Below are 13,453 nucleotides of genomic sequence, written 5' to 3'. Positions count from 1 at the left end.
CCGTCATGTCCGAACGGGTTACCGCGCCCAGCGGTTCGGCGCTGTTGAACGCTGATCTGGCTCCCACCACCAAGGAGAACGCCACTTGGAAGTCGTGGGACCTGTTCTGCCTGTGGATGACCTCGGCGCACAGCCTGGGGAGCTACGGATTCGCCGTCGGCATGCTGGCGCTCGGCCTCACGGGGTGGCAGACCGTGGTCGCGCTGTTCGTCGGCGTCCTGATGCTGTGGGCCGGATCGAACCTGATCGGCGTGGCCGGGCAGAAGGTGGGCGTGCCCTTCCCGGTGTTCGCCCGGGCGACCTTCGGGATCTTCGGCGCCAACATTCCCGCGCTGCTGCGCGGCCTGGTCGCCGTGTTCTGGTACGGCATCCAGACCTACCTCGCGGCGCTGGCGGTGATCGCCCTCATCGTGCGGATCTGGCCCTCCACCGAGGCCTGGACGCACGGCGGCTTCCTCGGGCAGAGCCCGCTCGGATGGGCGGTCTTCATGAGCCTGTGGGTGGTGCAGCTGCTGATCCTGTCGTACGGCATGGACATCGTCCGCCGGGTCTCGGACTTCGCCGGTCCGGTGGTGTGGATCGGGATGTTCGCGCTGGCGCTGTGGATGCTGAACAAGGCGGACTGGAGCATCGACTGGAACGCGCGCGCCGGATCTCCGCTGTCGGGGCCGAGCACCGTCGCGGCCTTCGTGGCCGTCGCCTTCCTGATGGTGGCGTTCATGGCCGGCCCTCTCGTGAACTACGCCGACTTCGCTCGACTGTCGCCCTCCACCCGCGCCATCCGGCGCGGGAACGCGCTCGGGATCCCGCTCAACGAGACCGCCTTCGTGCTGATCTCCCTGGTGATCTCGCTGTGCTCGCTCAAGGTGTTCGGCGACAGCTCGAAAGATCCGGTGGCGCTGGTCTCGGAGATCGACTCGGACGTCGTCGTCGTGATCGCCGCGCTCCTGTTCGCGGTCGCCACCGTGGGGATCAACGTGGTGCTGAACTTCGTCTCGCCGTCCTACGACATCAGCAACGTGGCGCCCAAGTACATCTCCTTCCGCACCGGCGGCATCATCACCGCCGTGCTGTCCATCGTCGTGCTGCCGTGGAAGGTGTGGGGCAGCGAGGCCGCGGTGGTCTACTTCCTCGGCGGTGTCGGGGCGCTGATGGGGCCGGTGTTCGGGATCCTGGTCGTGGACTACTACCTGATCCGCAAGCAGGGCACGCGGATCGCCGACCTGTACTCCACTCGTCCCGACGGCTCCTACTACTTCGTCCGGGGCGTCAACCCCGCCGCGGTGGTAGCCCTCGTGATTTCCGGCGCCGTGGCCGTGGTGATCGCCCTGGTGCCGAGCTCGCAATACGTGACGGCGCTGAGCTGGCCGATCGGTGCCGCCCTCGGCGCGGTGCTGGTGTTGGTGCTCACTCCGATCCTGGGCGGCGGCGGTCGGACCCCGGATCCGGAAGCCGAGGCGGCCCCTCCGCAGCCGCCTCGGGCGCCCGAGGACGATGCCGGGGCGCCGGTGCAGGGTACGCCGGCGTGACCCGGGTCGACGCCCCGTCGCGCCTGGACCCGATGGGTTAGTGCTCAGCTGAAGGCGGCCTCGATCGCGATGTTCGCGGCGGCGGCGAAGCTCTTCTCGCGGTCGTCGGACGGCATCGCTTCCTCGCGGAAGAGGTGATCGCTCACCGTGAGCACCGTCAGGGCCTCGCGGCCCTCCGCTGCGGCGACGGCGTAGAGCGCGGCGGTCTCCATGTCGACGCCGAGGACGCCGTGGTCGCGCAGGCCCTCGTGCAGGCCCGGGCGCGCCAGGTAGAAGTGGTCGGACGAGTACACCGGCCCCACCCGCACGGGCGTGCCGGCCCGCTCGGCGGCGTCCACCGCGGCGCGGAGCAGCGGATAGGACGCGGCGGGGGCGAACCGCACGCCGGGGATGCGGGGATCGTTGATCGCGGAATCGGTGTGGGCGGCGGTCGCGACGATCACGTCGCCGAGGGCGAGGTCGTCCTGGAAGCCGCCCGACGTGCCCACCCGGATGATCCGCTCCACGCCGTACTCGCGGTACAGCTCGGTGGCGTAGATCGTCATGGTGGGCATGCCCATGCCCGAGCCCATCACCGAGATCGGCCGCCCGCCCACGGTGCCCGTGTACGCCTCCATCCCGCGCACCTCGTTGACCAGGCGGGCATCGTCGAACAGGGTTTCGGCGATGCGGCGGGCGCGCCGCGGGTCGCCCGGCATGAGGACGGCGGGCGCGTAGTCACCGGGGGCGGCGGAGTTGTGCGGTGTCGGCATGTGGATTCCTCTCAGGCTCAGCCCGGGTCGTGGAGTCGGTGGTCGTCTATTCCGGAGGGTGGCACCCGCCCGGTCAGGCCCAACCCAGGTCGTGGAGTCGGTGGTCGTCAATTCCGAAATGGTGGCCGATCTCGTGCAGCACGGTCACCCGGATCTCGTGGCGTAGCTGCTCCTCGGTGTCGCAGATGTCCATGAGCGCCTCGCGGTAGATGGTGATGGTGTCCGGCAGGGTGCCCACGTAGTTCCAGTCCCGCTCGGTCAGCGCGATGCCCTCGTACAGGCCGAGCAGCGTCGGCTCCTCCTCGTTGCGGTCGCGCACCAGCACCACCACGTTGTCCATCGCCTTGGCGAGCTCGGGCGGGACGTCGTCGAGCGCGTCCGACACCCACTCCTGGAAGGCGCGGCGGGAGACGTGCACGGCTACCGGCCGGGGGCGGGCGTCGGGGCGGGGCCGGCGCCGGGGAAGGTCGGCATGACGGGCTTCTTGCCGTCGATAAGGAGGTCGGGCGACTTCGCGGAGCCCGTGATCGGGGTGAAGGTCCTGCCGTCCTTCGACGAGGCGAGGAAGCAGATCACCGAGCGCGAGCCCGCGGTCCACGAGGGCTGGGAGAGCTTGTTCCAGGCGAGCTGCAGGCCCGACTTGCGGAGCCCGTCCTGCGAGCCGAACCAGCCCGTGGTGCGCGACGGGCAGATGCGGCTCAGGTACTCCTCCTGCTGCCGCTCGGTGGGCCAGGAGGCGTCGGGGAAGCCCTGCCGCATGTCGATCACGGAGGTCACCTCGAAGGCGTGCGGCTGGGCGCAGGCGACGGGGCCGGTGAGCTGGCCGCGGTCGTCGATGCCGATGCAGGTGCCCGGCGGCCAGGTCAGCGACTTGTCCTGGTTCACGACCTTGCCCTGCACGTCCTGCACCTCGCCGGCTGCATCGGACACCTGGATTCCGCAGCGCATGGTCCGGTCGCCCGACTCCCACGCCTTCTCACCGGGCGCGAGCAGTCCCATCTGGAACCGGCCCTTCGGGTCGAGCCGGGTGCCGAGGTACTCGGTGACGACGGGCGGGCACAGCTGGTCGCGCTGCGCCGCGATGACCGACTGGGTCGGGTAGGGCGCGTTCTCCGGCAGGGTGCGGGCCGGCTCGCCCGCGACCTCGAACTTGTGGGGCTGGAGGCAGTCGACGGGCGCCATGGTGGTGGGGTCCTTGTCCCAGGTCAGGCACGTGCCGGGCTTGGAGCGGGCGAGCGTGGTCCCGGCCGCTGCGAGTCGCGGCGCCTTCTCCTCGTTCTTGGGCTCGAACGCGCCGGTGAAGTACAGGCCCGCGCCGATCGCGAGCGCGCCCACGATCACCGCGGCCAGTACGGCGCGCACGGCAACCGCTCCCGAGCGGCTGGACTTCTCGGTGGGGGCGGGCTGGGTGTCGGTGTCGTCGGCCATCGCCCTCCATCATGCCCGGTGCGGGCCGGGACGGGTGGGCGGTGTAGCGGTTGGGGCCGGTCGACGGTGCCGTAATAGGCTGGTCGGGTGATCGACGTCAAGCTGGTACGCGAGAACCCCGACCGTGTGCGCGCCTCGCAGCGCGCCCGTGGAGAGGACCCGTCGCTGGTCGACGCCCTGCTGTCCGCGGACGCGGACCGTCGGGCGGCGGTGCTGGCGGCCGATACCCTCCGGGCCGAGCACAAGGCATCGTCGAAATCGATCGGCAAGGCGGCCCCCGAGGACCGCAAGGCCCTGGTGGCGACCGCGGGCGAGCTCGCCGGGAAGGTCAAGGAGGCCGAGGCGGCGCAGGCCCGGGCCGATGAGGTCTTCGACGAGGTCGCACGGAAGATCGGCAACGTCATCATCGACGGGGTGCCGGCCGGCGGTGAGGACGACTTCGTCGTGCTCGAGCACGTGGGCGAGATCCCCGAGATCGAGAACCCGAAGGACCACCTGGAGCTCGCCGAGGGCCTGGGCCTGCTGGACATGGAGCGCGGCGCGAAGGTCTCGGGGTCGCGCTTCTACTTCATGAAGGGCCACGGCGCGCTGTTCCAGATGGCGCTGCTGCAGCTCGCGGTGCAGAAGGCCGTCGCGAACGGCTTCACGCTGATGGTGCCGCCCGTCCTGGTCAAGCCCGAGGTCATGGCGGGCACCGGCTTCCTCGGCGCGCACGCCGACGAGATCTACCGTCTCGAAGCCGACGACCTGTACCTCGTGGGCACCTCCGAGGTGCCGCTCGCCGGCTATCACATGGACGAGATCCTGGACCTGTCCGACGGTCCCGTCCGGTACGCCGCGCAGTCGAGCTGCTTCCGGCGCGAGGCCGGCTCGTACGGCAAGGACACGCGCGGCATCATCCGCGTGCACCAGTTCGACAAGATCGAGATGTTCGTCTACTGCAAGCCCGAGGACGCGGAGGCCGAGCATCAGCGCCTGCTGAACTGGGAGAAGGAGATGCTCGCGGCCGTCGAGGTGCCCTACCGGGTGATCGACGTGGCGGCGGGCGACCTCGGCTCGTCGGCGGCGCGCAAGTACGACAGCGAGGCCTGGGTGCCGTCGCAGGGTCGTTACCGCGAGCTCACGTCGACCTCGAACTGCACCACCTTCCAGGCCCGCCGCCTGGGCATCCGCTACCGCGACGACGACGGCCGGCCGCAGATCGCCGCGACCCTCAACGGCACCCTGGCCACGACGCGGTGGCTCGTCGCGATCTGGGAGAACCACCAGCAGCCCGACGGTTCCGTGCGCGTCCCCGCGGCGCTGCAGCCCTTCATCGGGACGGACGTGCTGCGGCCGTAGGTTTTCGGCCCGCGGCGCGCCTGCGCTCGTCGGTCAGAATCCGATCACGCGCCACCACTCCGGGCTGAGCCTGTGAGCGACGGCGACGCTGTCCACGGCCGGACTGCTGCCATCGGGTCGGTACTCCAGGTGGCTGATGCCGGTCGTGTTGTCGGTGGGAGGGATTGCGAAGGCGACGTTGCCGCCCTGCTTGGTCGTCCGGTGGACCCGCAGCGTGCCGATGCGACGATCGCCCTGGTCGGTGAAGTCGACGCGTGGGTCGGTGAGTACTTGCTGGGCGGCCGCCGTCAGTCGGGGCTCGTCGTAGGCCCACTGCAGCCGTCGCGGGGTATCGGTCACCCAGAGTGCGATGGTGAGTGCTCCGATGAGTGGGATCGGCAGCAGGAGCCATGAGGGGGACATCCCCCGGCGGAAACAGACGGCAAGGTAGGTCACCCACAGGCCGAACAGGATGAGACCGAAGAGCCACGGCAAGATCTCCGTGAAGTCGTCGACGCCGAGCATCGTGGAGCGCAGCACGAAGACACAGTTCGCCAGGACCAGGCCCGTGAGGAGCCACCCGGCTCGGACGAGGGTGCGAGGCTCAGCGATCATGCGCCGAGCGTAGGTGAACGCTGTCGGCGGTGGGGCGGGCGAGTGGAATGTGAATGAATATTCGCAAACTCTTACAATCGCGTGTGACGTGGTTCACGATAGATTCATGACCGAGTTCTATCGCATGCGGCGGCGGACGCCGGAGACCCTGGACGATCTCGTGACGCTCGCCGGGTTGTCGAACAACGCGGCCAACGTGGTGATGCAGCTGGCCATCCCCGGCGTCGGGCACGGTGTGCAGGAGAGCCGGGTGGCCTCCGGGCGGGTCGTCGACCGGCCGTTCAAGCGGGCGCGGACCACGACGCAGTACCTCGCCGTCGCGCTCTACGGCTCCGAACAGGACCGGTCGGCGTACCGTCGGGCGATCGCGGCGGTGCACGCGCACGTCCACTCCACCGAGAAGAGCCCGGTCCGGTACAGCGGCAACGCCCGCAAGCTGCAGCTCTGGGTGGCTGCGTGCCTGTTCTACTACTACGTCGACCAGTACCAGCTGCTCTACGGTGCGCTGGACGAGCCGACCCTCGACAGGCTGACCGCCGACGCCGTCACGCTGGCCACCGGCGTGAACCTCACCGCCGAGGAGTGGCCGGCGACCTGGGCCGAGTTCACCGCGTACTGGGAGGCCTCGCTCGACGACGTCGCGATCGCGCAGCCCGTGCGCGACTACCTCGAGGATCTCGCGACGCTCGACTTCATCAAGGAGCCGATGGGGCCCGCCGGCGTGATCCTCGCAGGCCTTCTGGGACGACCGTTCCGGTTCTTCACCCGCGGCACGGTGCACCCGCGCATCCGCGAGGCAATGGGCTGGACCTGGTCGGACGCCGAGCAGCGCCGCCTCGAACTCCTCATGCGCGTGGTGCGCGTCGCCGACCGGTTCTACCCCGCGAGCCTGCTCTACCGCGGCCACCTCGTGGACCTGCGCGCCCGCCTCGCCTTGGGGCTCGACCCACTCGGCCGCACCCGTCTCGACGCGGGCGCCCGGGCCGCCTGATCAGACCTCGATCTGCTCCGCGAGCTTGGTGAGGCGGAAGCGGGCCATCGCGAGGTTGGCGCGCGAGCGGTCGAGCACGAGGTAGAGGAACAGGTCGTCGCTGCCCTGGTTGATCGGGCGCACGATCTGGTACTGCGTGCCGAGGGTGATGAGGATGTCCTCGATGTGATCGTCGAGGTCCAGATCGCCCAGCGTGCGGCTCATCGCCTGCACCAGCGCCGAGTTGCCGGCGGCCGCCACCTCGAGGTTGAACTCCGCGGGGTTGCCGGCGGTCGCGAGGGCCATGCCGCTGCCCGCGTCGACGAGCGCCACGCCGAGCGCGCCGTCGATGGTCATGGCTTCCTGGAGGGACTCGTTGAATTCGGTCATGTCACCGGGTTCCTTCGGTTCGTGCTGTGCCTGGCGGTCCTGCAGATCCTGCAGCGTCTCGGGATCGACGTAGGTCTCATCGATCTGCGTGTACGGGTACGGGTCGATCGCGAGCGGCTCGCGGAACCGCGGCGGAGCCTGCTTCTCCGTGGGCCCGGACTCCTCGCCCGCCACGCCCTCTTCGGCCGCCGCGTGCTCGTCGCCGGTCCCGTCCGTGCCGGTGCTCGTCGCCGCACCGCGCCGCTCGTCGGCGTCCGCCTGCCCGTCGACGTCGATGTCCGCCGGATGCGCGGTCGCCCCCGTCGGATGCCCGGCGGCGTCGGGCTCGTCGACGGGTGCGGTCTCGGGCTCGTGGTCGACGAACTCCGCGTGGTGCACCTCGCCCTCGTGCTCCTCGGCATCATCGCGCGCGGGCGCGTCCGCCGCGGTGGGCACGGCACCCTCGTGCACCTCGACGTCGACCACTTCGACGTCGATGTACGACTCGTCGGGCTCGTCGAGCGTCTCGCTCTCGGGGTGCGCCTCGAACGTCGCCTCGAAGGTCTCGCCCGCGTGCCCCGGCTGCGGCGCGGTGTCGGTCCAGCCGTCCCCCTCGGGGCCGTCGGCGCGGCGCTCGAACCGGGGCGGCGCGAACTGGTCGAAGCCGCCGTCGAACGCGGTCGCGGACGTGTTCGAACGCGTCTGCGGGCCCGTCGACGCGCTGTAGCCGAAGCCGCCGACCACGCCCGCCTCGAAGGTGTCCGACGCCTGCTGCACGCCCTGGAAGGTCTCCGAGGTGAGTGGATCGGTCAAGGGGTCGGGCTTGGTGCGGGGCGCGTCGGGCGCCGGGCTGCCCGGCTGCGGGAACGACGGGGCCGCGACGCCGGCCAGCGGGTCGGACGGTGCCGGACCGGGGCCCGGCATCGGAGCGGAGGGCGAGCCGGGCGCGGACGGCGGCACGCCCGCGGCGGCACGGGCCGCCTCCTTCGCGGCGAGCTGCTCCTCGGGCGGCGGGATCACCCGCGGCCGGCGCGGAGCCTGCGGCGGAGGTCCCTGCTGTGCCTGCCCCTGGGGCGGGCCCTGCGGTGGACCCGCCGGGGGCACCGTCGGGGGAGCGGGCGGTGCGGCGGGCGCCGGGCGCGAGCCCATGCCCGTGTCGTGCACGCCGTAGTAGTCCTCGACGCGCTGCCGGTTGTTGCGCGGACGCCGCGGCCCGCTCATGGCAGCTTCTTCGCGCGCAGCTCGTGCCCACTCGAGGTCAGGCAGCGGCCCGACTCCAGGTCCCACTGCCAGCCGTGCAGGTTGCAGGTCAGCTTGCCGCCCTCGACCACACCGAACTTCGACAGGTCCGCCTTGAGGTGCGGGCAGCGGCGCTGCACCTCCCAGCCGTCCAGCTCGGTCGACGCGGTGTCGTCGTGCGCCTCGGAGAACCAGCCGTCGGCGTAGGCGATCCGCTCGTCGGTGAGGCACTTGAAGAAGGTGTAGAGGAACTCGTTGTAGCCGCCGATGCGCCACGTGGTGAACCGCGTCGACAGGAAGATCGTGTTCACCCAGTCCGGCTCGTCGTCGCGGAGCACGGTGCGCACCAGCTCGGCGGCGATGCGGAAGCCGTACCGGTACTTGCCGTCGCCCTCCTCCGGCCCGCGGACGATGCGCTGCGGGAAGTCGAGCACCACGGTCTCGACGGAGCCGTCGGACGCGGCCATCTCCAGCCCGACCGGGTACCCGATACCGTCGCTGATCAGCGCGGACGCCTGCATGATCGGCTCGAACTTGGCCTTGAGAGCGGGGAGGAGCGGCGTACCGTCGTCCTTCGCCCAGGTGGCCTTCTCGGCCTCCAGGACCGGTGCCTGACGCGCCGCGAAGGCGTCCAGGTAGGCGGTCTTGTTCTCGAAGATGTCCATGACCTCGGCCTCGGAGACCGGGTGCGTGAGCGCCACCAGCTCCTTGCCGCGGAACTCGCCGACCGTGCCGGGGATCATGAGCAGGCCCCCGTCGTTCCCGTTCTTGCGCATCTCCTCGAGGAAGGTGATCTGGTCCGGGAAGATGTTCGACGGGTCGCCGCCGATCGTCTCGCGGTCCACGCGGCCCTCGTCGTTGAGGTAGCGCAGCTCGGGGTCGAGGAAGGCGGGCGGGCCCGCCGACGGCACGACCCAGGTGCCGGCGACCTGGTCGACGTAGCTGCGCGCGCGGTCCATGCCGCGCTGGCGCTTCTGCTCGGCGAAGCGCCGCTTGGAGCCCTTCGGCATGTCGTAGACCATGGGGTACCAGATGGCGCCCGAGTACTGCAGCAGGTGCACGTCGACGCCGCCGAACTCGTCGAGCACCTCCATGTCGACGGGGCGGGCGTCGTTCATGTTGAACAGCACCGTCTCGCCGTCGGAGACGACGAGGCCCGAGTCGCCGATGGGGCCGTCGGCGGGGGCGCGCAGCGCGATGATCATCACGTCCAGATCGCCCTTGGGGCCGCTGATCGTGTGCTTCACCGAGTCCTGCGTCTCGAAGAACTTCGTGAAGCCCAGTTTCTCCAGCTCGCGCCGCAGGTCCGGCACGGGGTAGTCGGGCAGCAGGACGGTGGCGTCCTTGCTGACGTTCTCCGCGAGGTTGCGCGCGTCGAAGTGATCCCGGTGCAGGTGGGAGACGTAGAGGTAGTCGACGTCGCCGAGCGTCTTCCAGTCCAGCTGGGTGTTGTCCGGGAAGGGGAACCACGACCCGAAGTACGCGGGGTTGACCCACGGATCGCACAGGATGGTTCCTGCGGCGGTGGAGACGTGGAAACCCGCGTGCCCGACGCTGGTGACCTGCACTGTGGAGCCTTTCGCCTGTGTTCGTTACCGCTACAGCCTAATGGGCGCCCGAGCACCCGGCTGACACACCGCGGACTCGGCTCCGCGGCTACGCTGGCGGTGTGGAACCCGTCTACGGAACGATTCTCGAAGTTGCCCGCGGCATGTGGGCCTTCCAAGGCATCAAGTTCACCGAGGTGGACTTCCATAAGTTCCCCCGTACGGGCGGGGCTGTGGTCGCCATCAACCACACCGGCTACCTGGACTTCCCCTTCGCCGGGAAGCCCGCGTACGCAGCCGGGCGCCGCAAGGTGCGGTTCATGGCGAAGAAGGAGGTCTTCGACAACTCCACGTCGGGGCCCATCATGCGCGCGCTCAAGCACATCCCCGTCGACCGCGAGGCCGGCGCCTCCGCGTACGCGGCCGCGGTGGACGCGCTCAAGGCCGGCGAGCTCGTGGGCGTGTACCCCGAGGCCACGCACAGCCGCAGCTTCGAGCTCAAGGGCTTCAAGTCCGGCGCCGCCCGCATGGCCATCGAGGCGAACGTGCCGATCGTCCCCGTCGTGGTGTGGGGCGCCCAGCAGATCTGGACCAAGGGCCTGCCCAAGAAGCTCGGCCGGAACAAGTTCCGCATCGTCATCGGCGTGTGCGATCCGCTCGACCCCGTGGGGCCGCCGGAGGAGCTGACCGCGCGGCTCAAGGAGTCGATGCAGGCCATGCTGCTGCAGCTGCAGGACCTCTACGGGCCGCACCCGCAGGGCGAGCCGTGGGTGCCAGCGCGCCTCGGCGGCACCGCGCCCACGCTGGACGAGGCGGACGCCATGGATGCCGCCGACCTCGAGGAGCGTCGCCGCGGCCGGGAGGAACGTCAGGCCGACGGTGCCTGAGGCGCCACGGACAGGGGCCGGCGGCAGCGAGTTCGGCGTGGTGGACGCCTCCCGCGAGGCGGGCGGGGCCGGCGTCGAGGCGCCCGGTCTCGACGCGCTCGGCTCGGCGCCTCTGCTGGTCGCGAGCGACGTCGACGGCACGCTCGTCGACGATCACGAGCGGCTCACGCTGCGCACCCACGTCGCCGTGAACGCGGTGCGCGCGGCCGGCGGACACTTCGTGCTCGCCACCGGCCGGCCGCCGCGGGCCGTCGATCCCATCGCCGCGCAGCTCGACTTCGCGCCGCTGGCGGTCTGCGCGAACGGCGCGGTGCTGTACGACACCGGTTCGGGCCGGGTGGTCTCGGCGGCGCTGATGTCGCCCGAGCTGCTCGAGACCGTCGCCGAGCTCGTCCGACGGCACCTGCCCGGCGCCGGCTTCGCGGCCGAGCGGGTCGCGCAGGGCGAGCACGACTCCGCGACGCCGCGGTTCGCCGCGTCCACCGGGTATCAGCACGCCTGGCTCGAGCCCGACACCGTGACCGCCGCCGACGCCGAGGTCCTCGCGCATCCCGCCGTGAAGCTGCTGGTCCGGCAGCCGGGGATGACCTCCGATGAGATGCACGCCCGGATCGCGCCGCACCTGAACGGCCTCGCCGACGTCACCTACGCCACCAACAACGGGCTCATCGAGTTCCACGTCCCCGGGGTCACCAAGGCCACGGGGATCCGGCTCGCGATCGAGCACCTGGGGCTGACCGACGGCGTCCGCACCGCCGCCTTCGGCGACATGCCCAACGATGCCGAGATGCTCCGCTGGGCCAGCATGGGCGTCGCCATGGGTAACGCCCACCCGATCGCCCGCGGCGCGGCGAACGTCGTGACGGCGACCAACCTCGACGACGGCGTCGCCCGGGTGCTCGAGCGCTGGTTCTAGCGTCGGCACACATCTTTCGAAGTGTTCTGCGAGGGATCCGGGCCATCTCGTCGCAGAACGCTTCGAAAGATGTGGTCTGGGCCCCGCGCGCCCACCCACCCCCTTCGCTATGTGACACATGTGACGAGTGTTGCTCACGTGACGAATGTTGCAGATGGTGTTAGTCTCGACCTCACGTTGAGCTTTGCCCGATCGGGCACGGCTCACCTGTCGAGCTAAGGAGAAGCCATGCCCGTGTGGATCGACGGCGGTCCTCGTCGCCGCCGCGGACGGCGTACCGTCGCGCTCGCGCTGCTCCCGGTCCTGGCCGTGGGTGGCGCGACCGCGCTGCTCAGCACCACGAACATCGTCGGCGACCCCGACCTGGCCGCCGGCAGCGACGTCACCTTCACCGGGCAGGGCAACGGCCACGGCCGCGGCCTCGGCCAGTGGGGGGCCTTCGGCTACGCGAAGTCGGGCTGGAAGGCCGAGCAGATCGTCGCCCACTACTACGGCGGCTCCCAGCTCTCCCGCGCCGACGTGAACCTGCCCGTCCGCGTGCAGCTGACCACCCAGAAAACCGCGAACGTGCTGGCCCCCGCCGGCGCGAAGATCGGCGACCAGCCGATCGCGCAGGGCCAGGCCGTGCGCCTCGAGGGCGGCAACGCCGTCATCACCACGGGCTGCGGCGGCCCCGTCGTCAAGACCGTCCCCGCCGGCGACGACGCCGTCATCGCCCCGCTCAACGCCGCCGCGAACCGCCCCGCGGGCGAGCTGCTGAAGTTCTGCGGCACCAACGCCACCTACCGCGGCGGCATCGCGGCGAAGGACGGCAAGGTCTTCAACGTGGTCAACATCGAGGACTACGTCCGCGGTGTGGTCCCCGTCGAGAGCAAGGTCGAGTGGGCGGATCAGGGCGGCTACGAGGCTCTGCGCGCCCAGGCCATCGCCGCCCGCTCGTACGCCCTCGCCGAGGGCGCCAAGCGCGGCGACCGCTACAACGACACCCAGGACTCGCAGGTCTACGGCGGCGCGGGCAAGGAGGACCCGCGCACCGACAAGGCCGTCGCGAGCACCGCCGGCCTCGTCATGGCGAAGAACGGCTTCGCCGTGCCCACCGAGTTCTCCAGCTCCACGGGCGGCTGGACCGCGGGCGGCGACTTCACGGCCGTCAAGGACGACGGCGACGTCGTCTCGCCGTTCAAGAACTGGACCCAGAAGGTGCCCGCCACGAAGATCGCGCAGGAGTTCGGCGTCGGTGCGCTGAAGTCGATCCGCGTGGTCAAGGTGCAATCGGCCCAGGCCGGGCGCGTCGAGGCGGTCGAGATCGTCGGGGCGAACCGCACCGTCACCGCGAAGGGCGACGAGGTCCGCAAGAAGCTCGGCCTCCGGTCGGACTGGTTCACCATCGACGGCCAGGCCCCGGCGTCGGCACCGGCTCCCGGCGCCCCGAGCGCCCCCGGCGCCGCGTCCGCGCCGTCGACCGCGACCCAGGCGCCCGTGCCCGGCCGCGTCGTCGACCGCCCGATCGTCGCGGCTCCCGTCGACCCGTTCAACCCGGTCCCCACGGCCCCGAACGCCGCGCAGACCGCCCCGACGGGCGCGTCGACCCCGACCGCCACCGCGCCGAGCGCAGGCGCTGTCGCCGCAGCCCCCGGCGCCCCTGCGGCCCCGGCCGCGCCCGCGGCCCCTGCCGTCCCGACGGTCCCCGGCGCCGCCCCGGCGGTCGCTGCCGCGGGTTCCCCCGCGGCGCCTGTGGCGCCCGCGGCTCCCGCCGCGCCGGCCGCACCCACCGCGCCGGCCGCCCCCGTGATCCCCGGCATCCCCGCCCCGCCCGCCGCCACCGCCGCGGCGCCCCGAGTGCAGGCCGTGACCGGCAAGGCCGCCATCCAGGCCGCCTAC

General features: G+C 71.1%; 12 protein-coding genes. 6 read left to right on the top strand and 6 right to left on the bottom strand.

Translation table 11 applies throughout. The features are described 5' to 3' along the window. Positions 1-5 precede the first annotated feature (5 nt). Complete coding sequence (locus FK530_RS17030) at positions 6-1,529, top strand: NCS1 family nucleobase:cation symporter-1 (RefSeq protein ID WP_410468465.1); 1,524 nt, start codon at positions 6-8, stop codon at positions 1,527-1,529. A 44-nt stretch (positions 1,530-1,573) separates the two neighbouring features. Here FK530_RS17030 and deoD read toward each other — a convergent pair whose 3' ends face one another. The 3 genes from deoD to FK530_RS17015 form a co-directional block, all read right to left on the bottom strand. After that, positions 1,574-2,281 carry a purine-nucleoside phosphorylase gene (gene deoD / locus FK530_RS17025; RefSeq protein WP_146488179.1) on the bottom strand — a complete coding sequence of 236 codons (708 nt, stop codon included), beginning with the start codon at positions 2,279-2,281 and terminating at the stop codon, positions 1,574-1,576. 73 nt (positions 2,282-2,354) lie between these two features. Beyond that, a complete protein-coding gene (locus tag FK530_RS17020) occupies positions 2,355-2,699 on the bottom strand; it encodes a metallopeptidase family protein (protein WP_146437560.1) in 345 nt (114 codons plus the stop codon). Positions 2,700-2,701: 2 nt separating this feature from the next. Next, positions 2,702-3,709 carry a septum formation family protein gene (locus FK530_RS17015; protein WP_146488178.1) on the bottom strand — a complete coding sequence of 336 codons (1,008 nt, stop codon included), beginning with the start codon at positions 3,707-3,709 and terminating at the stop codon, positions 2,702-2,704. 87 nt (positions 3,710-3,796) lie between these two features. On the opposite strand from FK530_RS17015, the gene serS reads away from it, so the two are divergent. Further along, entirely contained in the window at positions 3,797-5,050 is a 1,254-nt protein-coding gene (serS, locus tag FK530_RS17010) for a serine--tRNA ligase (RefSeq protein WP_146488177.1), read from the top strand. Between the two features lie 33 nt (positions 5,051-5,083). Here serS and FK530_RS17005 read toward each other — a convergent pair whose 3' ends face one another. Beyond that, positions 5,084-5,644, bottom strand: coding sequence for a hypothetical protein (locus FK530_RS17005; protein WP_146488176.1), 561 nt, complete (start codon positions 5,642-5,644; stop codon positions 5,084-5,086). A 106-nt stretch (positions 5,645-5,750) separates the two neighbouring features. On the opposite strand from FK530_RS17005, the gene FK530_RS17000 reads away from it, so the two are divergent. Further along, positions 5,751-6,635, top strand: coding sequence for an oxygenase MpaB family protein (locus FK530_RS17000; RefSeq protein WP_231706680.1), 885 nt, complete (start codon positions 5,751-5,753; stop codon positions 6,633-6,635). On the opposite strand, the gene FK530_RS26700 is transcribed toward FK530_RS17000, so the two are convergent. Both FK530_RS26700 and FK530_RS16990 read right to left on the bottom strand, forming a co-directional pair. Beyond that, on the bottom strand, positions 6,636-8,204 hold the full coding sequence (locus tag FK530_RS26700; RefSeq protein ID WP_231706679.1) for a roadblock/LC7 domain-containing protein: 1,569 nt from the start codon (positions 8,202-8,204) through the stop codon (positions 6,636-6,638). Continuing rightward, entirely contained in the window at positions 8,201-9,790 is a 1,590-nt protein-coding gene (locus tag FK530_RS16990; protein ID WP_146488175.1) for a Rieske 2Fe-2S domain-containing protein, read from the bottom strand. Before FK530_RS16990 ends, FK530_RS26700 begins: the two co-directional genes overlap by 4 nt. 101 nt (positions 9,791-9,891) lie before the next feature. Here FK530_RS16990 and FK530_RS16985 point away from each other — a divergent pair, with 101 nt between their 5' ends. From FK530_RS16985 to FK530_RS16975, 3 genes are all read left to right on the top strand, one after another. Further along, complete coding sequence (locus FK530_RS16985; RefSeq protein ID WP_146488174.1) at positions 9,892-10,656, top strand: lysophospholipid acyltransferase family protein; 765 nt, start codon at positions 9,892-9,894, stop codon at positions 10,654-10,656. Positions 10,657-10,768: 112 nt separating this feature from the next. After that, complete coding sequence (locus tag FK530_RS16980; protein ID WP_231706683.1) at positions 10,769-11,572, top strand: HAD family hydrolase; 804 nt, start codon at positions 10,769-10,771, stop codon at positions 11,570-11,572. Positions 11,573-11,800: 228 nt separating this feature from the next. After that, the coding region (locus FK530_RS16975) for a SpoIID/LytB domain-containing protein (RefSeq protein WP_146488172.1) at positions 11,801-13,453 on the top strand (1,653 nt) is incomplete at its 3' end.

This window comes from Tsukamurella conjunctivitidis, assembly GCF_007858475.1.
Lineage (GTDB): Bacteria > Actinomycetota > Actinomycetes > Mycobacteriales > Mycobacteriaceae > Tsukamurella > Tsukamurella conjunctivitidis.
The sequence above is the reverse complement of the archived record's forward strand: the minus strand, read 5'-3'. Positions and strand labels throughout refer to the sequence as shown.